The sequence below is a fragment of the Kitasatospora sp. NPDC056273 genome, from assembly GCF_042268845.1.
Lineage (GTDB): Bacteria > Actinomycetota > Actinomycetes > Streptomycetales > Streptomycetaceae > Kitasatospora.
In genome coordinates this window covers 107,158-133,072 of the sequence record NZ_JBHJSJ010000023.1, presented here as the reverse complement: position 1 = coordinate 133,072, position 25,915 = coordinate 107,158, and the positions used below count along the sequence as shown (strand labels likewise).

Sequence of the window (25,915 nt, the reverse complement as noted above, 5' to 3'; positions counted from 1 at the left end):
TGCCCGCCCGCCCCGGACCGGGCGGTCAGTTGTCTCGGCCGCGAAGGCGGGCTTCGCGCTCCTCCCGGAACTCGTCGGCGATCTTGTCCACGGAGCCCGTCATCACGAGTTCTTCCATCAGGAGCCCGGCCAGAAGGTAGCGCGGGTCGGCGGTCCTTGCCCGTTCGAGGGCGATGAGCGCGGCCGGGACTTCTCCGGCGACGGCGGCGGTGAACGCCGCGAGGGTCAGGGGTGCGGCGACGAGGGTCGTGGTGGCGCTGGCGCAGCGGCGGGCGAGCAGTGCCCACAGGTCCCGGGCGCGCGGCAGTTCCTTCGGTTCGATGTATTGGAGCGCGACGTCCCTCAGGGGCCGGTGGCTCAGTGCGACGATCAGTTCTGCCGTCTGGTTCGGGGTGAGGTCCTCCAGGGGGGTGCCGTCTCCTCCGCCGAGCAGCAGCCGGTCGAGGATCGCGGTGAGCCGTTCGGTCTCGGCGTCGAAGCTGGTGGCCTGTACGCGGGCGGCGCGCTCGCCGACGGCGTGCAGGATCGCGGCGCGCTGGGCCGCCGCATCCTTCCCGGTGACGGGTTCGAGGGAGGCGGCGATCGCGGCTTGGCTGGGCGGTGTGGGGATGCCGACGGCGCGCGCGTTCATGGTGACCACGCCCGGGTTGTCGGGGCCGTCCACGGGCATGCCCTCGTGCCGGTAGTTGGGGTTGTCGTGGTGGTACACCCACCAGTGGGTGGGGGTGACGAACATGGCGGCGAGGGTGTCGATGCCGTGGGTCTCGGCGGACAGTAGGAGCGCGGTCGCCACCGTCCGATGCCGGGTCATCGCGGCGTGGCCGTCGCCCGCGTCCTGCTGGCGCGCGCACAGGTACACGAGGATGGCGGCCGGACCCGTGGCGAGCTTCTCCAGGCGGTGCAGCGTGCTGTGCATCATGCTGTGCGCGGCCTCGTTCGGGTCGTCCTTGGCGTTGGGCAGATCGAACTTCTGGCAGAACAGCGGGCGATCGTGCAGGGTGTCGTGGACGAGGACGAACACCATGCCGTCGGGGCCGTCGGGCTGGTAGCTGAGGAGGTAGGGCAGCACTTCGACGGCCTGGGCGGGGCTGCGGACGTCGAATACGGGCACCGTGTTGATGGTCAAGGGGGTTCTCTCCGCTCGCGGTTGGTCTGGGGGGGTGGGTCAGGGGCCGCTCGGCGCGGCCCCTGCCGGGGGCGGCTCAGCCCGTGACGGGGCCGGACCGGGTGGCGCGGAGTTCGCGGAGGTGTTCCCGCATGTGGTCGAAGGTGAAGCCGGTGTTCAGGATGTGCAGCAGGAACGTCGTCAGTTCGGCGTCCGGCAGGCAGCGTTCGGCGGCCTGCAACGCGAGGCGGGCCGGGGCGTCGTCGTCGATTGCCCATGTCGTGAAGGCGTAGAGCCCGAGCGGAGCGGCGGCATGGTCGGTGTAGGAGGCGGGGCAGCGGCGGGCGAGGGCCAGCCACAGGCTTCGCGCGGCCGTCAGCTCGTGGTCCTCGCAGTGCAGGAGTCCGGCGTTGACCACGTCGGGGTACTGGAGGACAAGGAGCAGCCGGGCGGCGAGGGTGTCGGGGATGGCCTTGGCCTTCTCGGCGTCCGGGATGAGGTCGGCGATGGTGTCGACCAGCAAGGCGATCCCGCTGTCCACGACGCTCTGGTGGCCGTCGGAGCGGATCTCGGCGTGCATGGCGCGTACGGCGGCGTTGAGGGCGGCTGTGGTGGTGGCGGCCCGGGCCCCGGTGGCGGGCTTCAGGGATGTCAGGACGTCGGCGCTGCGGGGAAAGCCGGTGGCGTCGAGTTCTGCGGGCGGTTGAGGGATCGGGCGTCCTTCGCTGGCTCCGGTCGTCAGCATCGGCCAGTAGTGGGTGCGGGTGACGTACAGCGTGTCGCTGAGGTCGAGGTCCTGGTCGTGGCACGCGTCCCGGAGGTACTCGGCGATGGACTGGTGGACGAGGCGGGACTGGGGCCCGTAGTCCGCGTCGGCCGGGTCGGGGCAGATGTAGGCGACGAGCTTGCGGGTCGGCACGGTGGCCGAGGACCTTTCCTGGTAGTGGTCCACGAGTCCGCGCGCGACGGGCCGCCAGCGCGCGGGGTCGGCGGGCAGGTCTGTGCGGAGGATTCCGAGCGGTTCATTGTCCGGGGTGATGCCGGCGATGACCACGCTGGCCTCGGGGTGGAAGCCGAAGAGGTGCGGCAGCAGGTGGACCAGGTGGTCTTCGGTGCTGTAGGGCTGGTGGGTCATGGGTCCCTATCAGGGTTGGTCCGGATTCGCGGTCCGGAGCGGCAACAGAAGGAGACTTCCGCCTTCTTTCTTGACTTAAGTCTATTTGAGGGCGCGCCCGTTGGGCACACCCCAACTCCCCCGACTTGGGGCGCAGTCGGAGCCGGGCCCGGGTGCCCGCCCCCGCAGGGACGGGCGCCCGGCGCCACGCACAGCCCCCGACTACTCCTCGCGATCCTCACGAAGGGCTGCCCTCAGCGCCTCCGCCACACTGACCGGCGCACGGACGACCTGCTCCAGCTCGGCCCGGAAGACCAGCCCCAGCAGCACCTGCGCCTCCTCGTCCCCCGGCTTGACCTCCAGCGCGAGGAATGCCGCGCCTGCGGCCGCCGGCACGTCGCCGTCGAGCAGCAGCGCGATGCCCAGCAGGGTGAGCGGCGCGGCAGCCATGCGGCGGTAAGGGTCGACGCACAGGCGGGCGACGCGCGACCACAGCGGCGCCGCCCTCTTCACCTCCTCGGGTTCGCAGTACGTCGAGGCCGCGTACAGGATGTCCCCGTTCTGGACCACGAGGAGCAGGCGCACCGCCTCCTGATCGGTCAGGTCCTCGACGTCACGACGACCGGTCAGCACGGCGGCGAGCAGCGGCTTGAGGCTCCGCTTGGCGGCCTCGTGGCCGGCTTCCAGCTCGCGCGCGAAGGCGCGCACGGCGTCGGCCACCACGTCTGCGACACCCTTCGCCCCGACTGCGGGACCGCCGTCGGCCGTCTGCCGCGCGGCAGCGCGGGGCGTTCCCGGACCGGTTTCGCCGATGGACGGAAGACCCCACCACTGGGTGGGAATGATGAACTGGCTCGCGACGACGTTCAGTCCGCGCTGCTTGCACACGACCAGGAGGTTGAGCCACACGGCGTTGTAGGGGCGGACATCCTTGAGGCCGTGGCCGTCGCGGGCGTAGATGAGCAGCGCGACATCGCGCTGCCCGCGGCCAGTGGCGGGCATCCCGGCGATGTCGCCGATGAACGCGCGGGCGAAGGCCGACGAGCGGGCCGACCCGTGCCGGCCTTCCGGGATGTCCGCGAGGTACACCCTCAGGGGGTCGCCGAACTCGGCGACGGCGATCTGACCGGCCGGTTCGCGCCCGAGCGCACCGGCCACGAAGTCGGCCAGGCCGGCCGCCTCGATGGCGACGGGCGCGTTGTTGCTGTCGGACATGACGGTTCCTCGTTCCAGGGAAGGTGGGGCCGCGCGGGCGGGCGGCGCGGCCGAGGCGATGTGGAGCGGCTGGCGGTCGGCCGGGGGCCCGCAGGCCCCCGGCCGTCGGGGGTTAGGCCGCGAGCAGCAGGGCCTTCGCCGTGTCCTTGAGCGGGTTCTTCTGGTCGTGCAGCAGGGTGGTCATCGCCAGGTTGGCGCGGTGCTCCTGCTCAGTCAGGGCCTCGGGGGCCTTGACGGTGCGGAAGTAGTCCTCGAACTCCACGACGGCCTGAAGGGCCGCCCAGCGGGTGCCCCGGATGTTGTCCTGGGTGTCGGCCTCGGCGAACAGGTGGTGCAGCCGGTCCCGGCGCTCCTCGTGGGCGGCGACGATGTGCTTGCGGGCGCCGTCGCCCGGGGCACCGAACAGCCGGGTGATCAGCTTGTCGAACTCCTGGTTGGTCATCGCCTGCTGGTAGAGGGCGGTGGCCTCGGCTTCCAGGGCGGCGGCGTAGCGCTCGGTGAAGCCGAGGGCGCGCCGGGCCTCCTCCAGCCGGTCGAGGGCGTCGATGGTGTGGCGGACCTTCCACACGCGCTGGGCCTCGTCGACGGCCATGTCGAGGGTGTTGGTGCACACCGCCCGCACCGGCGTCTCGACGGCGACGGCGGCGGAGCGGCCGTCGTGGCTGTTGGCGAACAGGGTGTAGAGGTCGATGCGGTCGGCCGCGCCCTCGGGGTCGAGGGTGATGCTCGGGGACTTGACCGACATGAAGACGACCCGGCCGCCGTCGAGCGCACCGGCGGTCTCGTAGGTGACGTGGCCGCCGCCGACCAGCTCGTCCAGGAAGGTGAAGGCGTCGCGGTTCTGGATGGGGGTCCAGGTGTTGCCGACGAGGCCGCCGACCCAGTCGCCGGTGTCGGTGCGGACGGTGGCGAAGCGGTTGGGGATCTTCTTGCCGAGCTTGCCCTTGTTCATCGGCAGGATCGGCAGCTTCTCGACCTCCCAATCCAGCTTGGCGAGGTGCAGGACCTCGTCGCTGGTCTTGGCATCCTCGGTGACGGTGCCGAGGCCGTGCCAGGCGGGCTGACGGTGGGAGTAGAAGGCGGCCTCGCCGGTGGTGTTGTCGATGGCGCCGAGGTCGGCCCGGCCGGTGATGACGTCGCTGTCGCGCATGGGGTTCTCCTGTGAGGTCTGCCCGGATTCGCGGTCCGGACTGGCAACCAAGCTGACTTTCGTCTGCTTTCTTGACCTCAGTCTATTCGTGGGCGGGCGCCCTTGGGCACACCCTTCGAGGCACGAAGTTCGGGCAGTTCCCGCACCGACCGAAAGCACCGAACCGACGTCTCGACCCTTACGTCACCGACGACCGTCAGCGCCGAACGGGCACCGAGACGCCTGGACAGAAACAGATCAAATTCGCGGAAACCAGCAGGTCATCACACCGAAGCTCATTCCTCGACCGCTTGACGTCGACAGGGTCCCCATCCCGAACGGAGTAGCGCAACAACTCGCGAAGCACGGAGACTCATGGTGTAACCGGCCTCCACCGCCGCCGAGTTGGCCCACCACCGCACGGGGCGTCAAAGCCCCCTCCACGCCCCTACTCAGAAGGAGATCCGCATGAAGTCCCTGCCCGCTCCCGCCGCTCTCATCACCCACGCCCACCTGGCCGGCCCCGAGGCCGCGCTCCTGGTCGTCCTGATCCTGGCGCTCGCCACCCTGGCACTGACCGGAACGCCAGTGCCGGACGCGCTGACGGTGGTCGCGACCGCCGCCTCGACCGGGCTGCTCACCCGCCGGCACCCGGGCGGCAACCAGCTCGACGGACGGGGTCGCTGACCTTGGGTCGCCACGCCAACCCCGTTCCGGCGGGCACCAACCCGCGGCTGCGGGCGCTCGCCCTGGCCCTGCGCCGGATGAAGAAGGCCAGCGGGCTCACCTACGCCGGCCTCGCCGCGCGCACTGAGGCTCTCGGCACGCCCAGGGGAGCCGCGACCCTGAGCCAGGCCGCCGCCGGCCACCGGCTCGCCCGGCTCGACACCGTCCACGCGTTCGCCCGCGCAGCCGCGGACCCTGCGGACACCAAGGCCCAGCACCAGGCCGCGCAGGACATCCGCGACCTGTGGCAGGCAGCGGCCATCGGGCGCGCTGCTCCTCTGGCCTGCGAGCGGGCCCCGAAGACCGAGAAGTACCAGCCCAGACGGACCTTGGACAACCTGGCGCTGGGGCTGCGAAAGATGCGGGCCCGGGCAGGTCAGCCCACGCTCAAGGCCCTCCAGGACCTGTCTGAAGCGGCCGGGCACCGGGTGGCGAAGAGCACGATCCACCTCATCCTGGCCGGGCGCGTCTTGCCGACCCGGGAGCAGCTGGCCGCGCTCCTCACCGCTTTCGACGCCGCCGCGGGTGCCGGTCGGAACGCGGTGCGCAGCCAGTGGAAGTGGATGGCGCTGCGCGACTTCATCGAGTCCCGGACCCGTCCCGCCGCGCCTGTTCGCGTCACCGGCTACGGGTGCGTGGACGGCTTCCTCGACACGGTGTTGGAGAGTCAGCAGCGCAAGGAGGAAGTCCTGCGGAAGATCGGCAAGCTCGCCAAAGACGAGGACGAGGACGAAGACGAGGGCGAGTACCGCCTCGGCGTCGTCACCAGCCGCATCCCGTGGGAGTACATGGACGACGACGAGCTGGCCGCGATGCAGGAGGCGGCCCACGAGGCTCTCGAGACCGACCTGGCCCGGCAGGGCAGCCGCGACCTTCTCGCCGAGCTGCGCGCCCTGGCCGGCGGCTAGCTGCTCGCGCGGCGGTTGCGCAGCTCCAGTCCGGCCTGCTTGGCGTACCGGGTGACGAGGGCGGGGGACAGCCCGGAGGCGTCGGAGATGCGGTAGACCGGCACGGACCGGTCGGGGTAGGCGGCGAGGACCCCCTCGAGGCGCATCTCGCGCATGGCGGTGGCGGTGTCGTCGATCACCGTGAGCGGGTCTCGCAGCTGCTCCAGGAGCGCCATCGGCTCCAGGCCTGCGTCCTTGACGGCCTCCAGCGCGGCCTGGAGGTCCTGGACGACGGCGGCGAGTTGTTCGCCGGGGCTCGTGGCGGTGCGGCGCGTCTTGCTGCGCTTCGGCGTCGCGGCCGGCTCCTTGCCGCTCATCGGTGCTCTCCTTCGTGCTGTGGTCCAGCCGGGGCCGGGGGTCGTCTATGTCTACCAGGGGCTGCGGGGGCTGGCGAACAGCGCGGCGTGCCCGCGCCCTGCGGGGCAGGGCACGGGCACGGACGCGGGGGCACGGGTTCGGGTCCTACAGCAGGGTGCCGATCGCATCGACGGTCAGTTCGACCAGCAGGCGGGCGGCGCTCTCGCCGGGCGGCTGGTGCACGCGCTGGGTGAGGTGCCCGACCACGATGACGCGGTCGTTGGCCCGCAGTGTCTGCGCCGTCTTGTACGCGAGGTCCCGCCAGACGACGCAGCGCACGGTCAGCTGTTTGGTCTGCGGGTCGCGTGGCTGGCCGGGATTGGCGAGCTGCGGGCGCTGTAGCAGGGTGAACTTCGCCCGGGCGTGCGTGCCGGGCTCCTCGTAGAAGTCCGGGTCGCGCAGCAGGCTGCCGATCAGGGTGACGTGGTTGGGGAGGTTCACCGGCCACCGCCCCGGTGCGCGGCGTCCAGCTCGCGGGGGTCGGTGGCGGCTGCGGCGTCCAGGCAGCGCGCGATGCGCTGGAAGTGGCGGGCCGTCTCCATGGGGTGGGCGTCACGACGCGGCCACCGCGGCAGGTCCCCCAGAGGCAGGGCGAGGCGGTGGGCCTCCTGTCGGAGGCTGCCCACCCAGTCCGGCACTCCGAGGGGCAGCGCGCCGAGGCGGTGACACATGCGGCCGAGGACGAGGTGGTCGGAGTCCCCGCGCCACGACCACAGTTCGGGGCTGGCGGTGTCCTTGAGGAACCACCCGAGCTCGCAGGCGAGCCGGTCGCGGTTGCGAACAGCCGGGTCGCGGCGGTCGAGGCGGCCGTCGCACCACGACAGGTGGGCGAGGCCGGGTCCGACCGTCTGGGTGGGGTCGAGGCCGGCGCGCCCGATCGAGGCGTCGATGGCGTAGTAGGAAGCGCCGTCCTCGCGCAGGAGGGCGATGCTCACCGGGGTGACGGTCTGGCCGTCGTCCCGGTAGGTGGTGGCGATGAAGACGCGCATGGGTCCTCTCATCGGGTTGCAGCGGAGTGGCTGGCGCGCGGCGCAGCGGGCGGGCCGAGCTCGAGCGCCTGCATGCGCTGCTCGAGGCGGTCGGCGCAGCGCTCGTAGGCGTCGGTGATGGTGTGGTTGCGGTCGGCGGCGAGGTCGTCCAGGCACACGCGGATGTGCCAGGCGAGCAGGTCCTGCGGGGAGGTGTAGCGGGAGCGCGTGGCGGTGCGGTCGTCGCGGCGCACGTGCGCGGACAGGATGATCCAGCGGCCGGTGAAGGCGTAGTAGTGGATCCACAGGGTCCAGGGGCTGGTGCCGGGTTCGGCGTAGGCGAAGCGGACGTCGCCCCGGCCGGGGATCCATGTCCAGTCACCGTCTTGGGCGTCGCGGTGGATCGGGTCGCCGTCGGGGGCGAGGGTGGTGAAGCTGTCCGGGTGGACGTGCTGGAGGCCGGTGCCGTCGGGGGCGAGCAGGACGATGCACTCGTCTAGTCCGCCGAAGGGCCCGCCGGGGTGGCCGGCGCAGTTCTCGTTGGTGGTGACGGTGAAGATGCGGCCGTGCAGTTCGGTCTTGCTGCCGTGGTAGACGGCCCTGGTCGGTGTCACGGGTGTGCTCCTGCTCTGGTGACGGGGAGGGCGGTCGGCGCGGGCCCGGCGGCAGGGTGGCCCCTGCCGCCGGGCGGCTCGTCAGCCCTGCTGCGGGGAGGAGGAGTCGAGCGGCAGCTCGTTCCCGTCCGTCGCCGGGCTCCAGGCCGTGAGGTCGTCGGGGTGCACGTGGCTCAGCGCCAGTTCGCCGTCGTCGAGCAGGTCGTACAGGTGCTGCTGCGTCCCGTTCTCGTCGGTGTACGTGTCGTAGGTGCTCGTGCCTCGGCGGGTGGTGAGCATCCGGTGGTGCAGGCCCTCCACCCGCCCGAGGTACTCGACGGTCGTTCCGTCTGCCAGGGGCGGGTGGGTGCCGTTGCTGAAGGCCATCGTCTGTCTCTCCTAGGTCGGGCCGGGGGTTCGCGGTCCCCGGCTGGCAGGACCAGCCTCCCCCAAAAGTAGACCTAGGTCAATAAAATAATCTCAGGTTAATCTAGCTGGGCTCGGCGCGTTCCTCGGCGGCGGCCAGGTGCGGCGCCAGGGCCCGTTCGACCAGGCCTTGGACTGCGCACACCGCCTCGTTCCAGCCCTGCGCCCGCTCGTCGCCCCCTCGCTGCTGCCCGAGTTCGGCGATGGAGACGAGCGCGGCGAACATGGCCGACACCGGCAGGAGGACGACGCGGCTCGCCCCGTCGTGGCCGTGGATCGGCTCGACGTCGACGGCGTGGTCCCAGGCGACGGTGGAGCCGCGCTCCCCACGCCAGCGGGTGACGCCTGTGGATCCGGCGGCGGACGAGAAGATGCACCCCTCCGCGACCACTCCCGTGCCGGAGACGCCGGAGACGTCGATGTCGCGCTGCAGGATGTACGGGGTCGGCGGTTCGGGCTGGAACTGGGCGAGCAGTGCTGCCAGCCGCGCCGCGAGGCCGCTCATGCCGCACCTCCGGTCGAGGTGTGGGTGCCCTTGGGGTCCTTGCGGATCGCGCTACCGTCCTGCGGCACGCCCCGGCGGCCGTCGGCGAAGTCGCGGAACCGCGAGTGGGGGCGGAAGCGGGGGACTCGACGGGCCGGCACGACCATCGTGTCGCCGGTCTTGGGATTGCGGGCGGTCCGGCTCGCGAGCTCGACGGCCTCGAAGGTGCCGAAGCCGGTGACGGACACCGGCTCGCCGTCGACGACGGCGCGCACGATGACGTCGAGGACCGCTTCGACGGCGAGGGCGGCGGGTCGCCGGCCTCCGAGCGTCGGGGCGATGCGGTCGATGAGGACGCGCTTGTTGACGGTCATGGGTCTGGCTCCTGGATTCGGTGTTGGACCCCGGGCCGGGGACGGTGCGTGGTCACGTCGCCCGGCCCGGGGGGTCTACGGGGTGCCTACGCGGATCGGGGCGCGGGCACCGGGGTCGGGCCCGGGGAGGGCTGCGGCGAGCCCGTGGCGGGCTTGGCCGGGGCGGGGCAGGGCGGGTCGGCGGGCTGGGAGATGGTGACGGCCGGGGCCGGGGCCGGGGCGGGGCCGTCGGCGTTGCGGGCCACGGCGGCGCCGCTGATGCTTCCGAGCACCAGTCCGGCGAGGAGGGAGCCGACGAGCAGGGCGGTGCCGCGCATGGGCGGTGTCCTTTCGGGCGGGAGGCTGACCGGCCCCGCCGGGGGCGGGGCCGGTCAGGGGTCAGTGACTGGGGGTCGGGCGTCCGGGGGTGACCGGCGGGCTGGTCGGGGTCGGGTTCGGCCCGGGGGTCGGGCTGACCTCACCGGTCGGGGACGGGGACGGGTTCGGGACGCAGGCGCTCGGGCCGCCGGTCGGGGACGGGGTCCCGACCGACGGGACGGTCTGCACGTGGGTGACCGTGACGGTCACGGTCGGGACGGGGGCCGGGGTGCCCTGCTCTCCGGGCTGCGACGGCAGGGCCGGGGCCGGGCTCAGCTCGGAGGCCACCGGGACGGCCAGCGCGGCCGGGGCGGCCTCCATGGCCGGGGTCAGGGTCGCCAGCGCGGGGGCCGGGGTCGGCAGCGCGGGGGCGGTCGGGGCCTCGGTGCCCAGCTGCGCCGGGGATGCCGTCAGGCTCGGCGCCACCGGGGTCTGGGCGGACTGGGCACCGGGGGCCGGGGAGGCCGCCGGGCGGCTCATCACCAGCGTGCCGGTGATGAACCCGGCCCCGGCCAGGCCGACGGCCGCCAGGGTCCGCAGGTCCAGGCGCAGGGTCACCGCCCGGCGGGGGCGGCGGGCTCCGTCCTCGGCGGGGGCCTCGGCGGGGGTGGTCTCGTTCGTCATCGGGCTATCTCCTTCGTCGGGCCGGGGGTTCGCGGTCCCCGGCTGGCAGGACCAGCCTCGCACAAAACAGACCTGAGTCAAATAATAATACTCCAGTAACTTTTAGTTCGGGGTGGACACTCAACGCGCCCGCCCCGCGACCGAGTTGACTCCTATCGACCCCGAAGCCCGTGGGCCGTCTGGTAGGCGTACAGCCACGTCAGCGGTCCGGCCAGCCCGTCCGCCGGCCCGAGGTCGCCCACGTAGTACTCCTGAAGCGCCTGCACCTTGCGCAGGTCCAGCTGCTCCATGTCCTCGCTCGGCCCGACCCGGTAGGGCGGGCCCCAGCCGCCCGCCTGGAGCCAGGTCTGCAACTGCTTCGCGTAGGGGCTGTGCGCGCCCAGTACGAAGTGCTCGCGCCCCGGGAACTGCGGGGCCGGGATCTGGAGCTGCTGGCCCACCTGGATCTGGTCCGGGTTGGCGATGCCGTTGAGCGCGACCAGCTGCGCCACGCCGGTCTCGAAGCACCCGGCGATCGCGCTGAGGGTGTCGCCGGACTGCACGGTGTAGACGCCGGCACTGTCCCCCGACGGCTGGGGGTCGGGCGTCCCGTCGCCGCCCCCGCCGCCGGGCCGGGGCGCGCCGCGCTGCACCCAGGCATACAGCTCGTCGCCGGGGCACGACGTCGGATAGCCGTCCTTGTGGCCGCGGACCTCGCCGCCGGCGCCGCCCTGCGCCCGGCAGTACTCGATGGCGTCCACCAGGCCGTCGAGCATCGCGTCGGTCGGCGAGGTGATCCCCGAGGTGCCGACCATCGAGCACACCGCGTAGTGCGCCCCGTTCAATGCCGGGTTGCCGTTCGCCCCGTTCCTGCGACCGAGGCCTCGCCCCTCGAACACGTACCCGTGCGGGCACACCATGAACGAGTACGCGATGTCGATCCAGTCTTCCTTCGGATCGTTGATGTGGGAGCGCTGGATGTCGCGCATGTGGCCGGCGCACCGGCCGTGGTCGCCCAGCAGGCCGCCGGGGACCGCCGAGCCCTCGTAGTGGATCTTGACGCCTCGGGTGGCGCCGATGCGGGTGTAAGAGCCGGTGGGCGCGGCGGCGCCCCACTCGGAGCGGGAGACGAGCTTCATCGGCTCGCCTCCCGCCCTCGGTCGGCCTGGTTGGTGGTCGGCACGGTTTCCTCCCCTGGTCGGGTTGGTTGGTGTGCCGGGACGCTAGGCCGGGCCTGTCGTTAAGGTCGCGCTGTCAGGCGGCGGGTGTCTCGGTCAACGCGCCGTCCTGGTAGCCGAATCGGCGCTCCCGCATCCGGTCACGCACTACAAACAGCGGGACCAGGCCGCCGCCCTCGGCGGGCACGGCGCCGACGAGGTAGCCGGACGCGATGACCAGCACCCATTCCTCGGGCTTCTCCTCGGTGAACCCGACCGGTATGGAGGCGTCCTCCGCGACGCGCCGCTCGCCGGCGCGGCGGGCGTGCGGCCGGGCGATGTGCGGGCACAGGGTGAGCGCGGCCTGCGCGCAGGCCTCGTGCATCGGCGGGTCCGAGTAGTGGCCCGCCTCCGCTGACATCGGGCCGCCGAGGAACGCGACCGGTCCCGCCAGCGGCTCGTCGCACAGCGAACACTGCTTCGCGAGGGCCAGCCGCAGGGCGGCCGTGCCGTTGAGGGTCACGAAGTCGACAACACCACCGTCGTGCATGTTGACGACGGGGATCGGCAGGCCTCGCTTCTCGTCACGCGGCCGGGCCGCCAGAGCGGGGGGCAGGTCGGGCAGGTCCTTGCTGGTCATCTCGTCCTCCGGGAGGCCCCGTTCGCGGCGGGGCTCGGCAACAGGAAGTCCGCCAGCGCCGGGGCCCGGCGGTGCCGGAGCGACACAACTCCGGCACCGCGCCCTCCCCGAAGGGGAAAGGAGGGCGGCCTGCTGCAACAGGCTCCGGCCCACTCCTGGCCTTCCCCGACGGGGACGAGGAGCGGGGCCCGGTGCCGGCGGACCCCACCACCCTCCCCACCCCGCCCGGAAGCGGACAACACCCTTACCTCAGAGGCCGGATGATGCCTTCGGGGGCGTGCCCGTCCTCATCGAGCAGGTCCTCCGACACCCAGTACGGCTCGATCAACCGCGAGTCGGAGAGCGTCTTCCCCGGCCCGTACCAGACGGTCTTCAGGTGCCCGCTCCGAAGGTGCGTGTACTGCCGCCACCCTCCTGCTGCGCCGCCTCCTCCGGTGCTCTGGGCAGCGCTGCGCCGCATCTCCTGGACTCGCACCCGGGCGGCCTTCAGGCGCGGGCCGAGCCGCCAGCCGAGGCGTAGGAAGGTGTCCGGCTTGTTCCATCGCCGCTGCTTGCCGGGTTTGGCGGCCTTGCCTCGCGGCACCGGCTGAACGATGTCCGCCTTCGAGGAGCACAGGTAGACGGCGACCTGAAGCGCCCGCGTCGCCAGCGCCTGCTCTGCCGCAGTCGGTTCCGTCCGACCGGCCTTGCGCGCGAGCCTCAACGCCAGGTCCTCGGCGGTGAACCTGTCGCCCGCCCTGGCCGGGATCGACAGGTGGCAGTACTCCAGCACCGGTGTCGTCCCACCAGGAGGCGGAGGCAGCGGAGTGCCGTCCTCGGCCAGCGGCTCGCAGATCACGGTCACGGCGACCTCGTCCATGCGATGGTCGCTGGTCAGGCACAGCAGCTTGTCCGGGTCGGTTCGCCCGCAGAAGAGGATCGCCAACAGCCGCCCCGGACCGGTCCCGCCGACACTGACCTCCATCGCGGGCGGCTCGGCGAAGACGACCATGATGTTCGGGATTCGCCCGAGGTTGCGGAACAGCTCGCCCGGCAGCGTGCCGAGCCGGTACGTCGTCAGCTCAGCAGCCATGTCCGGGTGCATCGCGGCGACGTTCTTCCCCCTCGCCCACAGCCGCCACAGCGCGGCCAGGGTGGCCGACTGCCGCACCTCGTACAGATTCAGCACGTCCTGCGGGATGCCGCTGAGCACGACGCCCCCGTTGATCGCGTAGTCCGGCAGCTCCCCGAGGCCGGCCTTGTGCAACACACGGTCGGCCGCTGTCAGCTCACCGACGACCCGCTCGGCTACCACGGCCGTGGCCCGGCCGAGTTCGATGTCCTTGCTCACCATGCGGGCTCCCCTGTCCCCCTTTGGGCCCATTTGGCCCGACTGCGCCCACACTCGCCAAGGGAGGGCAATCGGAACAACAGCCTTAAATGGCAAAGGAGTTGAAGAGCATGGCCTGCCCGGACATCCGAGCCGATCACGCACGGAACCGGCCCGCTCCCCTGGGAACGACAGACCCTCGCCTCAGCCCTCCAGGCCGTCCACCAGCTCCGCGTCGACCACCGCGGCGTCCTCCTCCAGCTCCGCCGCGAAGTCCTGCCGGATCTTGGCCAGCCGGACCGCCAGCCGCTCGACACCGGCCCCCTGGTCCACCGCGGCCGCCGACAGCTCGCCTCCGCCCGCCGGCGCGACCTCGATCCGGGCCTGCGCCGCCCGGCCGAACGTCTCCGGCGCCAAGCACGCGAGGAGGAACTGGGCCGCCCGCCAGTCCGGCTGAGCGAAGTCCCGCTCGACCTGCACGACCCGCTCGCCGGTCTCCGGATCGCGCACCGTCCGGGTACGCTCCCGCACCACGTGGCCGCCGCTCGCCGCCTTCCGTACGAGCAGCACCAACTGCGCCTTGCCCTCGCTGCGCGCGCGCGTGAACCTGTCGCGGAACTCGCAGAACACCTGCTCCCCGGACCGGGCACGCAGGCCAGCCTCCCGCCGCTGCTGCTCCTGCTCCCCGCGCTCCAGCCACCGATACACGGTGCTGGGATGAATGCCGGCCATCGGCGCCGCGTCACTGACCGGAACGCCCGCTCGCACCGCATCCAGGAGCCGTTTCTCTACCTCCGGATCGAGGGCGGGACGGCGACCGCGGCGGCTACTCACGAAACCGACCGTACGCGGAACCCCAGGTCAACGACTCGCCGAGAGCACCCGGGCCTGGAAACCGGGCCAGCGACCGGCCCGGGTTTCACACGCCTAATACTCTCAAGCTTTTGACCCCCACAGAGAGTCGAAAGTCCAGAAAATGCAGTTCTGGCACCTCAATTAAAGCATGCTTTCTGGCGCAATGGCCTGAACTCAGGCTCCAGAAATCGGCGCCAATGGCTTTGCCTGGACTCCTTGCACACCCCGCTTGGGGTGTGCGTCCATTAGCCCTTTCAGGCTAATCCGGCGCCCCGGGTGGAGCTCGCCGCCGGTCAAAGAGGCACCGCCGAGCGACGGCAGGGACCCTCCAGCATCGTAATAACGGGCCCGGTGCCGGGTCGAGGGAGCGGCGCCGACTTGGAGGAATGCAGGCCCACGCCCGACGGTCCCAGGATGACGATCAGGGACTCAATCGGGGGCCCACCCCCGCGCGGCAAGGGGGTCCTCGGATCGCCGACCGGGGCCCCAGCCTTTCGATGGCCTAAATCCATGAACCCGCCAGCTGGGGCGATTCGTATGACGACTTTCAGGATTTGGCGAGGCAACAGCCAAGTCCTAGGATCGGTGCGCGGATGCGAGCCGCCCTCGGGAAAGGGCGGCTCGCGTGTCCCGCTTTTCCGCACGCGTTTAGCAGAAATGGAACGATGCCCATGATGACACAGCCCAAAGGCTCCACGCCTCCGCCTTCCATGGCGGACCGGCCGGTGACCTGGCGGGACCTCGCGGTCTGCGGCCACGGCGCCCTGACCACGGCGAGCCTGCACCAGCAGGTCGGGTGGCCGACCGCCACCTCGGCGCTCATCGGGCTCACCGGCCCGGTGCTGTGGTCGATGCTCCGCCGGCGGTAGCAGGCCAGCGGCCGGACGCCGACCACCTACAAACGTTTGCATGTGGTGTCGAGCGAGGGTGGGCACCCCGTAAATTTACGGGGTGCCCACCCTGGCTGTTGGACTACTCCCAGCCGAGGGTGTCGACGATCTCGTCGTAGGCGAAGCCAGTGGCACCGCTGAACTCGAACGGCAGGGTCACCGCAGGCATAGTCACTCCGGTGGCCTCGCTCACGTAGAAGGTCCTGAGCGGCGCGCTCACGGTGCTCTGGCGGGTGCCATCGTCGTCCACCCAGACGGTGACCACGAGGGCGTCGTCCGGCATGTCGGCCAACCGGACGCGCAGGAAGGCGACCCTGACGACACTCGTGTCCGCGACCGAGACGTGAGGCAGGGCGACCACAGGGACCTGCCGCCCGGACTCGTCGGGCACCGAGACCCTCACAGGCCATCCAAGCAACGAGCCCGCAGCCCCGTTGAGGCCACCGAAGTCGGCGGTGACGAGGTGTTCGTCCGGCAGCAGAGAAAGGTACTTGCGCAGGTCCCGCACACGCAGGACCTCGTCGGGCACCTCAAGGGGAACAGTCAGAACCGTCATGGTGGGTCTCCTCGACCTGTCGGCGACCGGGGTTCGCGGTCCCGGTCTGGCTCTGCCATCCTCCAGCCCCTCCAGCACCCATGGGAACAACTCACCTGCTAAATAAAGGATTTGACTACCACGGGGCGGAGGTCCTCGACGTGTCCTACTGAGCCGACGCCGAGCGCGCCAGGCAGGTGGGCGGCGGTCACCGCGGTGTGCCGCGCGGGAACCGCAGTCCCGCGCTCGGATCAAGCCGTCGGCCGCCCTGGCTCGCATCGACCCACCGGCCCGCTCGTGTGGCTGCCGATCCGCCACCGGACGTTGGCCTGCGGCCGGGCGCCGGCCAGCAGTCGCACAACTGGCCACCTGCCACCCGCACCCCACACGAGGCGGCGACACGCCAGGGCCCCGGGCGCCTACTGCCAGCAGTAGGCGCCCGGGGGCCAGTGGCCTCTCCGGCTACTCCCAGCCGAGGTTGTAGGCGATCTCGTCGTAGGCCGTGCCGGTCGCGCCGCTGAGCACGGCGGGCAGCACGACCGCACGGATGGTGAGCCCGGAGTCCTCGTTGACGAGGTCGCCGAACTCGGGAGTGCCGACCGTTGTCTGGCGGGGGCCGTCTTCGGCCTCCCAGACCGCCACCACGAGCGCGTCCACGGGCAGGTCCGCGAGGAGCCCGTACAGGTGCGAGGCCGTCATGGCGTACTCGTCGTCCGCGCCGACCTGCGGGAGGCCGATCACGGGCACGCGTTGACCGGACTCGTCGCGCACCGCAGCCTTCACCGGCCAACCCAGCGGGACACGGACCGGGCCGCCCTGCCCGGGGCAGTCGGCGACAACCAGCAGGTCTCCGGGCAGCACCCCCAGGAACCCGCGGAGGTCGCCGACCCGCAGCACGGTGGCAGGCAGGTCAACAGGAACCCTAAGCAGCATCGTCGTCTCCTTGGTGTGGACGGCCGGGATTCGCGGTCCCGGCCTGGCCCTGCCATCCTCCCGTGGAACAGCCCGCTTGGGCACAACTCCCCTTACGTGTCAGGCTGGTGGCGGCATGAGGGCGAGCACTTCGGCGCGACGGGCCAGGTCGGCGTGGAGCGCCCCGGTCAGGTGGGTGGTGACCATCGCGGCGCCGTGCGCGCGGGCGCCGCGCGCGGTCATACAGGCGTGCTGGGAACGGATCAGGCAGCCAGCGCCCTGGATATCAAGGTGCGCACCGAGGGCGTCGACGACCTGCTGGCCCAGTCGCTCCTGGACCTGTGGCCGGGCCGCGAACTCCTGGACGAGCCGGGCGAGCTTGGACAGGCCGACGATGCGGGCTCCCGGGGTCGGCAGGTAGGCGACGGCGGCCCGGCCTGTGAACGGCAGCACGTGGTGCTCGCAGAGGGCGGTAAACGGCACGTCGACGGCGGCGATCAGCCCTGCCCGCTCTCCTTCCGGGGGGAAGGTGACGGCGAGGTGCCGGGCCGGATCCAGGCGCACGCCGGCGGTCAGCTCGGCAAGGGCCTTCGCCATGCGGCGCGGGGTGGCCGCGGTGGACTCGGTGTCGCACGGGATGCCGAGGGCGGCGAGCAGGCCGGCGGCGTGCTCGGCCGCGCGCGCCAGGTCGGCGGTGTTGGCAGGGGTGGTCATCGGTTGCGTTCTCCAGGCCACAGCAGCACGTGCTGCCGCATCGTCAGGTTCCAGTTGCGGGCGATCACGTCGTCGGCCAGGGCCCGGGCGACCTCGATGGTGCGCTCGGCGGTGGTCCCTTCGGGCATCACCCAGGTCGCGTGCGGGGGAAGGCAGAAGCGCTCAACCAGAGCGGCGATCTCCTCCAGGTCGTCCGGGCCGGCGGCGACGAACTTGAAGCGGGCGCGGCCGCGGTGGGCGAGGTCCGCGAAGACCTCCAAGGCGTCCGGCTTGATCCGCCGTTCTTCCGGCATGCCGGAGTTCGACAACTTGGCGCTGACGTTGAAGGTCAGCCGCGGTACGCCGAGGCTGACGGGCTGCGGCGCGAGGGTGCCGTTGGTCTCGATCTCGACGCGGCGGGTGGTGTAGCGCAGCACGGCCATCAGCGAGCGCCAGGCGTCGGTGCGCTGGTGGAGCAGCGGCTCGCCACCCGTGATGACGATGATCGCGTGCGGGTGCCCGGCTGCCCACTCGGCGAGCTCGACCACCGGGACGCGGCCGATCTCCTTGCGCAGGTCGTACCGCTTGCCGTCCCAGGTGTACGGGGTGTCGCACCAGTCGCAGGCCAGGTTGCAACCGCCCAAGCGCAGGAACAGGGCCCGCTGGCCGGCGGTCGGCCCTTCTCCCTGGATGGTGGGCCCGAAGGTCTCGGCGACGGGCAGGCCGGCGTCCGGCAGGACGAGGGCGCTCACGGAGCCACCGCCGTCCAGGAGGCGGCGTTGACGGCGGTCTCGGACACGCCGACGTGGGAGACGTACGCCCCTGCGGCTCGGGGCAGGGTGTGCAGGGCCTCCGTGGCGACGCGGCCGAGCAGCTCGGCGACGGCCTCCACGCTCGGCCAGCCGAGGCCGGCGGCGTGCTGCTCCTGCTCGGTCGGATCCTCAGCACCGAAGCGGAACAGCTTGCTGCCCTGCCCGGCGAGGACGGGGGCGAGCGGGTCGCTGGCCCCGAGCATGGCGCCGTGGTCGAGGAAGCTGTCGATCCACGTACGCAGGGCCCGCTTGAACGCGCCGAACTCCACAACGGTGCCGGCCGCGAGCACCGGGGCGGTCACAGTGACCTCGACCACCCAGGAGTGCCCGTGCAGGTTCTCGCACTTCCCTGCGAGGTGCGGCAGCCGGTGTGCCGTCTCGAAGTTGTGGCGGACGGTGACGGCGTGGCTCACAGCTGCTCCCCCGAGTCCCCCAGGTGCACGACCGCGCCGGCTTCGCCGTCCTCGGAGACGGCGACCATCGTCGCCCTCAGGCCGGCGCTCCTGACGTGGTCGGCGAGGGTGCGAGCCAGGGTCTCGCACGAGGCCGGCCCGCACTCCCGGGCGCCCGGGCCCCACCAGCCGCGGATCAGGTCGCCGAGGTCGTGGAACTCGGTGTCGCGGTCGTCGTGGGCGACGGCGACGCCGACCGTGATGTGGAACAGGTGCCGGTGCCGGGCCCGCAGGTAGGAGCGGTGGTCGGGCGCGGCAGGCCAGTAGTGGAATCCGGGCAGCTCGACTTTGGCCCAGACGGTGGCAGGTGGCTTCACGAAGATCGTGCCTCCGGTTCGGTGAGGAGCGGGTAGGACGGCTGCCCCAGCAGCTCGTCGCGGGTGGTGCGGGCGAGCCGCCACACGGCGGTGGTCGCCGAGACGGTCTGCGCGCACATCAGGCAGCAGGCGGTACGGCCGCGGGTGGGGTGGGCCGGCTGGTCGAGGTCGTACGTGAATCCGCGGCCCAGTTCGCCGACGCGCCGCAGCAGCGCGGAGTCGATGCGGACCTTGGGCCAGCGCAGCGGGCCGATCCAGGTCGAGGAGTCGCAGGAGTCCGGCGGGACGGCCAGGCACCATTCATTGACCGTCAGGCCGAGGACGTGCACCCACAGGTCGGGGTACTGGCGGTGCCGTTCCCAGAGGGTGTGCAGCAGGCGCAGCCGCACCGGCGCCGGTGCCTGGACCACATTGCCGAAGCAGATCCGGTCGTACTGCTCGGCCAGCTCATCGAAGTAGTCCCAGCCGTCCACGAGCGGGTGGTAGACGGGGATCGGCGCGAGGCCTTCGTCCTCGAGGCGGGTGCGGGTGCGGATCTTGTTGTCCCGGCCGCCCTGGTCCAGCTCGATGTAGCCCCACAGCCGCTCGCCGTGGCGCTGCACCAGCTCGACGTACCGGGAGTACAGGTCATCGAACCCGTCGATCTCCTCCGGGGCCAGGCGCAGGGCCTCGTCCATGGAGACGCCGTGGGCCCGCTTGTACTGGTTGGTGAGCCAGAAGATCCCGGAGTCGAGCAGGACGCGGTGTCCGGCGTCCAGCAGCTTGACCAGGCGCCGCTCGTGGCCGGCGGTGAGCAGGTCGTTGGTGGCGAGCAGCACGTGGTGCGGGTAGTACTCGGAGTCTCCGGCGGCGAAGTACAGGTGCCGGTCGGCCGGGTCGAACGTGCCGCCGCCGGTGCGCTTCACCGCAGCGGGCTGGAGGCTCGGGCTCACTGCTGTGCCCCTTCCAGCGCGGTGCCGTCGGGGGCGCCAGTCAGCTCCTGGACGCGGTGGGCGGCGTGCCTCCAGCAGGTGCCCAGCGCCGTTGCGGCGTCCGCGCACAGCCGGGCGGCGGCCTGGTAGGAGGCGCTGTCGCCGGGGGCGTAGCGGAAGCCGGCGGGCAGGTTGCCGACGCGGCGCAGCATCGCGGTCTCGATCCTCTGGTGGTTCCAGCGCAGCGGGGCCAGCCAGGACGAGGAGTCGCAGGAGTCCGGGGCCAGCGGCAGGCACCACTCGTTGGCGGTCAGGCCGAGCGCGTGGATCCACAGGTGCGGGTGTTTCTGGCGGCGTTCCCAGATGGTGTGGAGCAGGCGCAGCCGCACCGGGGCAGGGGCTTGCACGATGTTGCCGACGCAGATCCGGTCGTACTGCTCGGCCAGCTCGTCGAAGTAGTCCCAGCCGTCCACGAGCGGGTGGTAGACGGGGATCGGCGACAGGCCGAGGTCGTACAGGGCTCGGCGCTGCGCCCGTTTGTGCAGCAGGCCGCCTTGGTCCAGCTCGATGTAGCCCCACAGCCAGTCGCCGTAGGTGCGGGCCAGGTAGACGTACCGCTCGCGCAGTTCCGCGAACCCGTCGATCTGCTCCGGGGGGAGCGACAGGGCCTCGTCCATCGAGACGCCGTGGGCGCGGCTGTGCCGGTTGGTGAGCCAGAAGACCCCGGAGTCGAGCAGCACCTTGCATCCGGCGTCCAGCAGGTCGCGTAGCCGCCGTTCCTCGGCGTCGCCCATCACCTCGTTGACGGCCGTCAGCACGTGCGGGCCGGCGTTGAACTCGCCGCCGCCTGCGGTGAAGTAGATGGGCCGCTCCGACCGGTCGAAGGTGCCACCGGCGGTCGGCAGGGCGGTCGTCACGACTCGTCCCGGAGCGTGGGGGTCTGGCCGCTGATCCGCTCCCACTTGTCGAGGAGGTGACCGGCCAGGTAGCGCTCGGGCTGCACCATCACCAGGCGTCGGCCGACGGCCCGGTCCGCGAGCGGGGCGAGCGGGGTGGGGTAGGGCAGGAAGAGGCTGCCCTCGATGAGCAGGGGGGCCCACTGCGGCCAGCCGTCGAAGACCTCGGCGACGACGAGGCGGTGGTCGCCGAGTTCCCACACCTGGCCGGTCTCGACCTGGTGCTCGGGCTCGCCGACGGTGACGCCGGCCAGGGCCAGGAGGTCGCCGCGGTTGATCTGCTCGGGCTCGGCAGCGCCGTCGTCGTCCGCATCGCTCGTGTCGTCGGCTTGGCCGCCCGCGGCGACGTCTTCGAGCATGGCGTCAATCTGGGCGTGATCGAAACCGGTGGCGGCGAAGAGCGCCGGGTCGACCTGCTCCAGGTCGGAGAGCATCGCCGCAAGGCCCTCGCCGTCCCAGCCGCCCACGGTGGTCAGCTGGTTGGAGGCGATCAGGTAGGCCTCGGCGTGGGCGTCGTCGCGGGATGCCCAGCCGCGCACCACGGGGACGGTCCACGTGCCGTCGGCGGTGACGACCACCCCGTCCGGGGCCGGCTTCCCCGCGTCGCGGCGGCGCGCGAGGGTCTCGTAGCGGCCGTGTCCGGCCACCAGCCGGTCAGTGCGTTCGTCCAGCAGGCCGGGCTCGGTGAAGTCGAACTGCTCGACGGAGCGATCCAGCCCGTCGTCGTCGTGCCCTTTCGGGTTGCGGGCGGCGGGCCGGATCTCGTCCAGCGGCACGTAGTCGATGTAGCGGGGGGCTGCCATGAGCGGGGAACCTAGGCGGCCGCCCGGGGTTAGGTCGCGTCGAGCAACTTCCGGCGCTGGGGTCGGGGTTCAGCCTCCGACCGGACGGCCGAGGGGCCGGTGCAGGTACCGGGCTCGGATCGGGCCGAACGGGCTGAACGGATCACCGAACTCGGCGACCATCTGCTCGTAGATCGGTGCGCCGAGGTCTCCGGAGGGCCGCACCGGCACGAGGTACGCGGCGGGCTGAAGGGCGGGCGACTGCCGGGAGAACCAGGGCGAGCGCGGGACGCCTGGGGCGGGATCGTGCGGGCTGGTCACGGTGTTCCTCTCAACTGGCCTGTGATGGCCGGACGTTAGATCAGGCGACGGACAGCGGGCCGCCTCAGCGTCCGGTGTGGACCTGGCCAGGCGCAGGCAGGGAGCGCCTGGCCAGGGGGACTGATGCGCGCAGGGTTTGGCGGCCTTACCGGCGTCCACGTGCCGGCGGGTCGCCGCGCTTGGCCGCGCGCACCCGGCGGACCTGGGTGCTGCCGCTCGTACGGGTCCGCTTGGTGGGGTAGTCGAGTTCGTGCAGTGCGGGGCGCTCGTTGGGCGGGTTGTCCCAGAACGCTTCGAGCTGCCGGACGCGTCCTTGATAGTCCGGTTCGGGGTCCTTGAGCCGTCCGGCGGTGCGCACGTACTCGTAGTCGCCGTAGGTGTCGGGCTGCACCCCGTCGAGCAGCGCCTTGGCGACGTTCTGCGCCTTCTCGGCGGCGGACTTCGCGGCGCGGTGCCGGTCGTACTCGCCGAGCGCCCATTCGACGTCGGACCTGTCGGTGACGAGGGTGTACGACTCCGGGGAACGGCCAGCGGCCTGGGCCTCTGCCATGCTCCAGCAGTCGGTGCGGGCCGGGCAGAACCGCTTGCAGATCACGTCGGTGCTCGGCCCGGACCTGTCCCGGGGCAGTGCGGTGCCCAGGTCGAGGGCCGTGGCGATCGCGGTCAACCGGCCGAGTGCGCGACGGGCGGCCTGCTCGTCGAAGGGCCGGGTGAACTCCTCGTCCGCGCCGCTCTTGCGCTCGAAGTAGACGATCCTCACCTCGGTCACCCGCTCGCCAGCGAGGTGCAGAGCAAGGGCGTACAGCTGTGTCTGGTCCCACTCGGTCTCGGGCGGGCCGTCGTCGCCGACCAGCGCCCACTTCCAGTCCCCGGCGGTCTTGTAGTCGTAGAGGACGCCGGTGACCGGGTCGTACTCGTCGTAGCGGCTCGGCCGGTCCAGGCCCGGCAGGGTGACGGACTGCTCGTACAGCCGCCAGGGGTAGAGGGCGCGCCGGCGGCGGGACACCGAGTCGTGGATCAGGGTTCCGGCCCGGGCCGCGCGCCGGTCCACGGGGGCCGGGGTGTAGCCGGGCGGCGGGTTCTCCCGGTACCAGATCGCGCGGCGGCAGGAGCTGGTGTCGGACGCGCCGATCGACCACTGGCCGGGCTTCTTGGGGCGGCGGGAGCGTCGGCGGCGGCCGGTGCGCTCGGATGCCGCGAGGTCGTCGCCGAGCCGGCTGTGGGCCGCCGCCTGGGCGCGTTCGAGGAGCATGTCGGCGGGGTCGCGGCGGTAGCGGGCGCAGCTGGTGGCGGGGTGGCCGCCGGAGCGCTTCTGTCCCCGGTGCGCGTGCCGGGGCGCGCCGCACCGGCACGGAAGGGGGCTGGGCCCGATGAGGCGGGCGTCGGCGAGCGTACGGGCTCGCTCGATGGGGAGCTTCATGAGGTGTCCGTGTGGGCAGGCCCGCAGGACCGCGCGGTCGGGGCGCGGCCCTGCGGGTGGGGTGGCCGGGGAGAAGCGGGCTAGCCCTGACGGGCGTCCTCTCTGCCCCACACGGTGGTGTCGGGGTCGAGCCGGATCAGCAGGCCGCCGGCCTCGACGTGCTCGGCCGCCTCGGGGTGGGACCCCAGCGCGGCAAGAACGTAGGGGCGCAGCTCGGCGAGCAGGACGGCAAGCTGCCCGCCAGTTGCCTCGTCGAGGCTGGTCCCCGTAGCCTCCCGCCACCGGTGGGTGATCTTGTCGACGGTGCTGCCCATCACGGAGGCGTAGGCGTGCAGCTCACGGCGCAGCTCATCTGCGGTGGGCGGCTCGTCTTCCGGTCCGGCGGTCGGCTCGCCTGCCTCCGCGCCAGTCACCGGTGTGCCCTGCTCCGTGCTCTCCTCGGGGGCGGTGCGGGTGGAGGCGGTGACGACGGTGCCGGGGATCACCGTGCCCGGCTGCGCCTGGGCGCGGGCCGCCTTGCGACGCTGTGTCGAGTCCTCTCGAACCTGGTTGGTCTGGGCGGCGTCGGCCTGTTCCATCTCGGCGTGCTCGTAGATGTTGACGAACTCGCGGGGGAAGGCCACCCGCCACGCCTGGGCCTCGGCCACCTTGCCGATCATGTGGACGCCCATGGTCGGCCACAGCCCCGAGAGCACCTTCTGCCCGGTCCGTTCGCCGCGCACCCACTCGTCCTTGGTCACCGCGAACTCACTGAACAGAGCCACGGCCTGACTGACTGTCGGGTCACCTGCGATGCTGTAGTGCTCGATGCGGCACATCGCGGCGGCGGGCAGTCCGGGAGCGAGCCACACCTCCACCCATCGGCGGCGGTTGATCCCGTCTTCGCCCTGGATCCACCATGCGGGGTCGGTCTCGGGACCGGTCCAGAACGGGCCGATGCGGCGGATGAAGCGTCCGCTCCGTTGCCCGATGTGCCGGAAGCCGTCGATCCCGGTCTGCGCGGTGTAGTAGATCTCGTCCTGGCCGAACACCTTGCGCTTGCGCGGGATGTAGTAGATCTCGCGGCGGAAGGGGTCCAGACCGGTGCTCTTGCAGATGTGGAAGAACGTGACCTGCTCAGCCATCGGGGCGTCCTTGAGGCCGATGGTGGCTATCGCCGCGCGCTGGGCCTTCGTCCAGAACCGCTGTTCGCCGGTGATCTCGAGGACCTGGTCGGCCGTCTCGATGGTCATCTCCGCGCGGTTGTCCGTCAGCGGAGTGACCTGCTCGGACACGGGCTGGGTCTGCTCTGTGGGTGCTGTCACCTCAGGGTGCCTTCCTTGTCTCCGTGGCGGCACCGGGGTTCGCAGGCCCCGGTGTGGCTGCCTGCCTCCACCCTCCCGCTACCGGCGTGCACGTGGGAACACCCACCACGTGGCCAAATCGGCTGCGGAGAAGGGAGATTAGGAAGTGTGGCCGCCGGGCCCGCGGGTTGCGAATCCGCCCGGGTCCGCGTGCTCCCCTTGATAGGAGACAGCCCCGAAGGGCTTGTTGCCAGAGCACGCGGTCGGTCGGCCCGGCGGCCACATCATCACTCTAGGGTAGCGCCGGCCGCCGACACAGGGCCGGTCACCATCCGGACCGGCGGTCCGGGGCTGTCGCGCGCTCCAGTGCTCCGGCACCGGCGTACTGCCACAGGCCGTCGTAGAACGTCTTGGACGCCACGACGGCGAGGGCGACGGTGGTCAGGGCGGTCTGCACATGGGCAATGTCCCCGCGGGCGAGGACGGTAGCGATGCCGACGGTCGCGGACGCCACGGTGCCGATGAGGGTCCGTACCCCCTTGCTCCAGTCGGGCTGCTGGATGAGCGAGGTCGCCCAGGGAGTGAGGGCGCCGAGCAGCAGGCCCCACGCCTCGGTGTCGGTGAGGATGTTCACGGTCGTCTCCGGTGGTCTGTGGGGCGGGGCGGGTGGTTCACAGCGGCCAGGTCGCGGCGATCGCGGCGCCGGCCGCGGCCAGGTAGCCGGCGGTGAACCGGTAGCGGGCCAGCAGAGGGCCGGTGCGCGGGGCTACTCCCGTGGCGGCCGCTCGTCCCTTGACAGCACGGCCGGCAGCCCCGCAAGGGTCAGGCCCGTGATGATCACGCTCGGGTCGACCGGCGGCGTCCACGCCTCCCTCACGATCACGACCGCTCCGATCAGGAACAGGACCAGGTCCCGGACCGTCTTCCATCCGGTGATCTCGCTCCATCTGGCCCTCCGTCGGTGTCGTCGGCCAGCGGGAGGCTGCTGGTCGTCCGGGTCCGGTTCCACAGCGGGGGACGGTAGGGCGCGGCGGTGCCTACGGTCGCGTCGAGGCGGCGGATCGCAGTTCGGCGACGGTGGCTTCGAGTTCGGCGATCCGGCGGGCCTGGTCGGCTTCCCGCGCGGCGCGTACGGCGTTCTCCTCGCGGGCGAGAGCGAGTGCTGCCTGTGCCTGGCCCCAGGCCTCGGCCATCTGGGTGCGCAGCCGGGCGATGTACGGCTCGGCGTCCACGGTGATGGGTTCTGCGGTGTGCGCCATGGTGGTGGGGGCT

34 protein-coding genes are annotated in these 25,915 nt (G+C 71.9%); 3 read left to right on the top strand and 31 right to left on the bottom strand.

Annotated features, from left to right (window positions below):
- Positions 1-25 precede the first annotated feature (25 nt).
- The 4 genes from ACFCY1_RS21895 to ACFCY1_RS21880 form a co-directional block, all read right to left on the bottom strand.
- Complete coding sequence (locus ACFCY1_RS21895) at positions 26-1,126, bottom strand: DUF4192 domain-containing protein (RefSeq protein ID WP_375875678.1); 1,101 nt, start codon at positions 1,124-1,126, stop codon at positions 26-28.
- Positions 1,127-1,202: 76 nt separating this feature from the next.
- Positions 1,203-2,240: a DUF4192 domain-containing protein gene (locus ACFCY1_RS21890; RefSeq protein ID WP_375875677.1), complete on the bottom strand. Its 1,038-nt coding sequence runs from the start codon at positions 2,238-2,240 to the stop codon at positions 1,203-1,205.
- 201 nt (positions 2,241-2,441) lie between these two features.
- Positions 2,442-3,434 carry a DUF4192 family protein gene (locus ACFCY1_RS21885; RefSeq protein ID WP_375875676.1) on the bottom strand — a complete coding sequence of 331 codons (993 nt, stop codon included), beginning with the start codon at positions 3,432-3,434 and terminating at the stop codon, positions 2,442-2,444.
- A 112-nt stretch (positions 3,435-3,546) separates the two neighbouring features.
- Positions 3,547-4,584: a DUF932 domain-containing protein gene (locus ACFCY1_RS21880; protein WP_375875675.1), complete on the bottom strand. Its 1,038-nt coding sequence runs from the start codon at positions 4,582-4,584 to the stop codon at positions 3,547-3,549.
- Positions 4,585-5,031: 447 nt separating this feature from the next.
- Between ACFCY1_RS21880 and ACFCY1_RS21875 the strand changes: the two genes are divergently transcribed.
- Positions 5,032-5,250, top strand: coding sequence for a hypothetical protein (locus ACFCY1_RS21875; RefSeq protein WP_117490292.1), 219 nt, complete (start codon positions 5,032-5,034; stop codon positions 5,248-5,250).
- A gap of 2 nt (positions 5,251-5,252) precedes the next feature.
- Positions 5,253-6,197: a hypothetical protein gene (locus ACFCY1_RS21870; protein ID WP_375875674.1), complete on the top strand. Its 945-nt coding sequence runs from the start codon at positions 5,253-5,255 to the stop codon at positions 6,195-6,197.
- Here ACFCY1_RS21870 and ACFCY1_RS21865 read toward each other — a convergent pair.
- The 13 genes from ACFCY1_RS21865 to ACFCY1_RS21805 form a co-directional block, all read right to left on the bottom strand.
- Complete coding sequence (locus ACFCY1_RS21865) at positions 6,194-6,553, bottom strand: hypothetical protein (RefSeq protein WP_375875673.1); 360 nt, start codon at positions 6,551-6,553, stop codon at positions 6,194-6,196. The two genes, ACFCY1_RS21870 and ACFCY1_RS21865, sit on opposite strands and share 4 nt — an antisense overlap.
- Before the next feature lie 145 nt (positions 6,554-6,698).
- Positions 6,699-7,034: a single-stranded DNA-binding protein gene (locus ACFCY1_RS21860; RefSeq protein WP_375875671.1), complete on the bottom strand. Its 336-nt coding sequence runs from the start codon at positions 7,032-7,034 to the stop codon at positions 6,699-6,701.
- A complete protein-coding gene (locus ACFCY1_RS21855; protein WP_375875670.1) occupies positions 7,031-7,582 on the bottom strand; it encodes a hypothetical protein in 552 nt (183 codons plus the stop codon). The genes ACFCY1_RS21860 and ACFCY1_RS21855 overlap by 4 nt, the downstream gene beginning before the upstream one ends.
- Before the next feature lie 8 nt (positions 7,583-7,590).
- Positions 7,591-8,175, bottom strand: a complete 585-nt coding sequence (locus tag ACFCY1_RS21850; RefSeq protein ID WP_375875669.1) for a hypothetical protein — start codon at positions 8,173-8,175, stop codon at positions 7,591-7,593.
- 81 nt (positions 8,176-8,256) lie between these two features.
- Entirely contained in the window at positions 8,257-8,541 is a 285-nt protein-coding gene (locus ACFCY1_RS21845; RefSeq protein ID WP_375875668.1) for a hypothetical protein, read from the bottom strand.
- Between the two features lie 103 nt (positions 8,542-8,644).
- On the bottom strand, positions 8,645-9,085 hold the full coding sequence (locus ACFCY1_RS21840; RefSeq protein WP_375875667.1) for a hypothetical protein: 441 nt from the start codon (positions 9,083-9,085) through the stop codon (positions 8,645-8,647).
- Positions 9,082-9,438, bottom strand: a complete 357-nt coding sequence (locus tag ACFCY1_RS21835) for an HU family DNA-binding protein (RefSeq protein ID WP_375875666.1) — start codon at positions 9,436-9,438, stop codon at positions 9,082-9,084. Before ACFCY1_RS21835 ends, ACFCY1_RS21840 begins: the two co-directional genes overlap by 4 nt.
- Positions 9,439-9,524: 86 nt before the next feature.
- A complete protein-coding gene (locus tag ACFCY1_RS21830) occupies positions 9,525-9,755 on the bottom strand; it encodes a hypothetical protein (RefSeq protein WP_375875665.1) in 231 nt (76 codons plus the stop codon).
- Between the two features lie 61 nt (positions 9,756-9,816).
- Positions 9,817-10,419: a hypothetical protein gene (locus ACFCY1_RS21825; protein ID WP_375875664.1), complete on the bottom strand. Its 603-nt coding sequence runs from the start codon at positions 10,417-10,419 to the stop codon at positions 9,817-9,819.
- Between the two features lie 152 nt (positions 10,420-10,571).
- A complete protein-coding gene (locus tag ACFCY1_RS21820) occupies positions 10,572-11,537 on the bottom strand; it encodes a LysM peptidoglycan-binding domain-containing protein (RefSeq protein WP_375875663.1) in 966 nt (321 codons plus the stop codon).
- Positions 11,538-11,652: 115 nt separating this feature from the next.
- On the bottom strand, positions 11,653-12,195 hold the full coding sequence (locus ACFCY1_RS21815) for a hypothetical protein (RefSeq protein WP_375875662.1): 543 nt from the start codon (positions 12,193-12,195) through the stop codon (positions 11,653-11,655).
- Positions 12,196-12,439: 244 nt separating this feature from the next.
- Positions 12,440-13,528: a hypothetical protein gene (locus tag ACFCY1_RS21810; RefSeq protein ID WP_375875661.1), complete on the bottom strand. Its 1,089-nt coding sequence runs from the start codon at positions 13,526-13,528 to the stop codon at positions 12,440-12,442.
- A 180-nt stretch (positions 13,529-13,708) separates the two neighbouring features.
- Positions 13,709-14,236 carry a hypothetical protein gene (locus tag ACFCY1_RS21805; protein WP_375875660.1) on the bottom strand — a complete coding sequence of 176 codons (528 nt, stop codon included), beginning with the start codon at positions 14,234-14,236 and terminating at the stop codon, positions 13,709-13,711.
- Between the two features lie 848 nt (positions 14,237-15,084).
- On the opposite strand from ACFCY1_RS21805, the gene ACFCY1_RS21800 reads away from it, so the two are divergent.
- Positions 15,085-15,228 carry a hypothetical protein gene (locus tag ACFCY1_RS21800; protein WP_375875659.1) on the top strand — a complete coding sequence of 48 codons (144 nt, stop codon included), beginning with the start codon at positions 15,085-15,087 and terminating at the stop codon, positions 15,226-15,228.
- Positions 15,229-15,331: 103 nt separating this feature from the next.
- Here ACFCY1_RS21800 and ACFCY1_RS21795 read toward each other — a convergent pair whose 3' ends face one another.
- The 14 genes from ACFCY1_RS21795 to ACFCY1_RS21730 all read right to left on the bottom strand — a co-directional run bounded on the left by ACFCY1_RS21795 (position 15,332) and on the right by ACFCY1_RS21730 (position 25,902).
- Positions 15,332-15,805 carry a hypothetical protein gene (locus tag ACFCY1_RS21795; RefSeq protein ID WP_375875658.1) on the bottom strand — a complete coding sequence of 158 codons (474 nt, stop codon included), beginning with the start codon at positions 15,803-15,805 and terminating at the stop codon, positions 15,332-15,334.
- A 441-nt stretch (positions 15,806-16,246) separates the two neighbouring features.
- On the bottom strand, positions 16,247-16,717 hold the full coding sequence (locus ACFCY1_RS21790; RefSeq protein WP_147409209.1) for a hypothetical protein: 471 nt from the start codon (positions 16,715-16,717) through the stop codon (positions 16,247-16,249).
- Between the two features lie 99 nt (positions 16,718-16,816).
- Positions 16,817-17,410, bottom strand: coding sequence for a GTP cyclohydrolase I (folE, locus tag ACFCY1_RS21785; RefSeq protein WP_375875657.1), 594 nt, complete (start codon positions 17,408-17,410; stop codon positions 16,817-16,819).
- Positions 17,407-18,141: a 7-carboxy-7-deazaguanine synthase QueE gene (locus tag ACFCY1_RS21780; RefSeq protein ID WP_375875656.1), complete on the bottom strand. Its 735-nt coding sequence runs from the start codon at positions 18,139-18,141 to the stop codon at positions 17,407-17,409. The genes folE and ACFCY1_RS21780 overlap by 4 nt, the downstream gene beginning before the upstream one ends.
- Positions 18,138-18,614, bottom strand: a complete 477-nt coding sequence (locus tag ACFCY1_RS21775; RefSeq protein ID WP_375875655.1) for a 6-pyruvoyl tetrahydropterin synthase family protein — start codon at positions 18,612-18,614, stop codon at positions 18,138-18,140. Before ACFCY1_RS21775 ends, ACFCY1_RS21780 begins: the two co-directional genes overlap by 4 nt.
- Positions 18,611-18,970, bottom strand: coding sequence for a hypothetical protein (locus ACFCY1_RS21770; protein WP_117490258.1), 360 nt, complete (start codon positions 18,968-18,970; stop codon positions 18,611-18,613). The genes ACFCY1_RS21775 and ACFCY1_RS21770 overlap by 4 nt, the downstream gene beginning before the upstream one ends.
- A complete protein-coding gene (locus ACFCY1_RS21765) occupies positions 18,967-19,902 on the bottom strand; it encodes a hypothetical protein (protein ID WP_375875654.1) in 936 nt (311 codons plus the stop codon). The genes ACFCY1_RS21770 and ACFCY1_RS21765 overlap by 4 nt, the downstream gene beginning before the upstream one ends.
- A complete protein-coding gene (locus tag ACFCY1_RS21760; protein WP_375875653.1) occupies positions 19,899-20,798 on the bottom strand; it encodes a hypothetical protein in 900 nt (299 codons plus the stop codon). The genes ACFCY1_RS21765 and ACFCY1_RS21760 overlap by 4 nt, the downstream gene beginning before the upstream one ends.
- Positions 20,795-21,640 (bottom strand): hypothetical protein, encoded by an 846-nt coding sequence (locus ACFCY1_RS21755; protein WP_375875652.1) that lies wholly within the window; start codon positions 21,638-21,640, stop codon positions 20,795-20,797. Before ACFCY1_RS21755 ends, ACFCY1_RS21760 begins: the two co-directional genes overlap by 4 nt.
- Before the next feature lie 69 nt (positions 21,641-21,709).
- Positions 21,710-21,940, bottom strand: coding sequence for a hypothetical protein (locus ACFCY1_RS21750; RefSeq protein ID WP_375875651.1), 231 nt, complete (start codon positions 21,938-21,940; stop codon positions 21,710-21,712).
- 145 nt (positions 21,941-22,085) lie between these two features.
- Complete coding sequence (locus ACFCY1_RS21745) at positions 22,086-23,360, bottom strand: hypothetical protein (RefSeq protein ID WP_375875650.1); 1,275 nt, start codon at positions 23,358-23,360, stop codon at positions 22,086-22,088.
- Between the two features lie 80 nt (positions 23,361-23,440).
- Positions 23,441-24,664 (bottom strand): recombinase RecT, encoded by a 1,224-nt coding sequence (locus ACFCY1_RS21740; protein WP_375875649.1) that lies wholly within the window; start codon positions 24,662-24,664, stop codon positions 23,441-23,443.
- A gap of 304 nt (positions 24,665-24,968) precedes the next feature.
- Positions 24,969-25,277 (bottom strand): hypothetical protein, encoded by a 309-nt coding sequence (locus tag ACFCY1_RS21735; protein WP_375875648.1) that lies wholly within the window; start codon positions 25,275-25,277, stop codon positions 24,969-24,971.
- 403 nt (positions 25,278-25,680) lie between these two features.
- Positions 25,681-25,902 carry a hypothetical protein gene (locus ACFCY1_RS21730; RefSeq protein ID WP_375875647.1) on the bottom strand — a complete coding sequence of 74 codons (222 nt, stop codon included), beginning with the start codon at positions 25,900-25,902 and terminating at the stop codon, positions 25,681-25,683.
- Positions 25,903-25,915: the final 13 nt, after the last annotated feature.

What these genes read in the sequence shown, in the direction of transcription:
- ACFCY1_RS21890 (WP_375875677.1), bottom strand. Translation starts at nt 2,240, where the DNA reads ATGACCCACCAGCCCTACAGCACCGAAGACCACCTGGTCCACCTGCTG.
- ACFCY1_RS21885 (WP_375875676.1), bottom strand. Translation starts at nt 3,434, where the DNA reads ATGTCCGACAGCAACAACGCGCCCGTCGCCATCGAGGCGGCCGGCCTG.
- ACFCY1_RS21880 (WP_375875675.1), bottom strand. Translation starts at nt 4,584, where the DNA reads ATGCGCGACAGCGACGTCATCACCGGCCGGGCCGACCTCGGCGCCATC.
- ACFCY1_RS21875 (WP_117490292.1), top strand. Translation starts at nt 5,032, where the DNA reads ATGAAGTCCCTGCCCGCTCCCGCCGCTCTCATCACCCACGCCCACCTG.
- ACFCY1_RS21865 (WP_375875673.1), bottom strand. Translation starts at nt 6,553, where the DNA reads ATGAGCGGCAAGGAGCCGGCCGCGACGCCGAAGCGCAGCAAGACGCGC.
- ACFCY1_RS21855 (WP_375875670.1), bottom strand. Translation starts at nt 7,582, where the DNA reads ATGCGCGTCTTCATCGCCACCACCTACCGGGACGACGGCCAGACCGTC.
- ACFCY1_RS21845 (WP_375875668.1), bottom strand. Translation starts at nt 8,541, where the DNA reads ATGGCCTTCAGCAACGGCACCCACCCGCCCCTGGCAGACGGAACGACC.
- ACFCY1_RS21840 (WP_375875667.1), bottom strand. Translation starts at nt 9,085, where the DNA reads ATGAGCGGCCTCGCGGCGCGGCTGGCAGCACTGCTCGCCCAGTTCCAG.
- ACFCY1_RS21835 (WP_375875666.1), bottom strand. Translation starts at nt 9,438, where the DNA reads ATGACCGTCAACAAGCGCGTCCTCATCGACCGCATCGCCCCGACGCTC.
- ACFCY1_RS21830 (WP_375875665.1), bottom strand. Translation starts at nt 9,755, where the DNA reads ATGCGCGGCACCGCCCTGCTCGTCGGCTCCCTCCTCGCCGGACTGGTG.
- ACFCY1_RS21825 (WP_375875664.1), bottom strand. Translation starts at nt 10,419, where the DNA reads ATGACGAACGAGACCACCCCCGCCGAGGCCCCCGCCGAGGACGGAGCC.
- ACFCY1_RS21820 (WP_375875663.1), bottom strand. Translation starts at nt 11,537, where the DNA reads ATGAAGCTCGTCTCCCGCTCCGAGTGGGGCGCCGCCGCGCCCACCGGC.
- ACFCY1_RS21815 (WP_375875662.1), bottom strand. Translation starts at nt 12,195, where the DNA reads ATGACCAGCAAGGACCTGCCCGACCTGCCCCCCGCTCTGGCGGCCCGG.
- ACFCY1_RS21810 (WP_375875661.1), bottom strand. Translation starts at nt 13,528, where the DNA reads ATGGTGAGCAAGGACATCGAACTCGGCCGGGCCACGGCCGTGGTAGCC.
- ACFCY1_RS21805 (WP_375875660.1), bottom strand. Translation starts at nt 14,236, where the DNA reads ATGGCCGGCATTCATCCCAGCACCGTGTATCGGTGGCTGGAGCGCGGG.
- ACFCY1_RS21795 (WP_375875658.1), bottom strand. Translation starts at nt 15,805, where the DNA reads ATGACGGTTCTGACTGTTCCCCTTGAGGTGCCCGACGAGGTCCTGCGT.
- ACFCY1_RS21790 (WP_147409209.1), bottom strand. Translation starts at nt 16,717, where the DNA reads ATGCTGCTTAGGGTTCCTGTTGACCTGCCTGCCACCGTGCTGCGGGTC.
- folE (WP_375875657.1), bottom strand. Translation starts at nt 17,410, where the DNA reads ATGACCACCCCTGCCAACACCGCCGACCTGGCGCGCGCGGCCGAGCAC.
- ACFCY1_RS21755 (WP_375875652.1), bottom strand. Translation starts at nt 21,640, where the DNA reads ATGGCAGCCCCCCGCTACATCGACTACGTGCCGCTGGACGAGATCCGG.
- ACFCY1_RS21745 (WP_375875650.1), bottom strand. Translation starts at nt 23,360, where the DNA reads ATGAAGCTCCCCATCGAGCGAGCCCGTACGCTCGCCGACGCCCGCCTC.
- ACFCY1_RS21730 (WP_375875647.1), bottom strand. Translation starts at nt 25,902, where the DNA reads ATGGCGCACACCGCAGAACCCATCACCGTGGACGCCGAGCCGTACATC.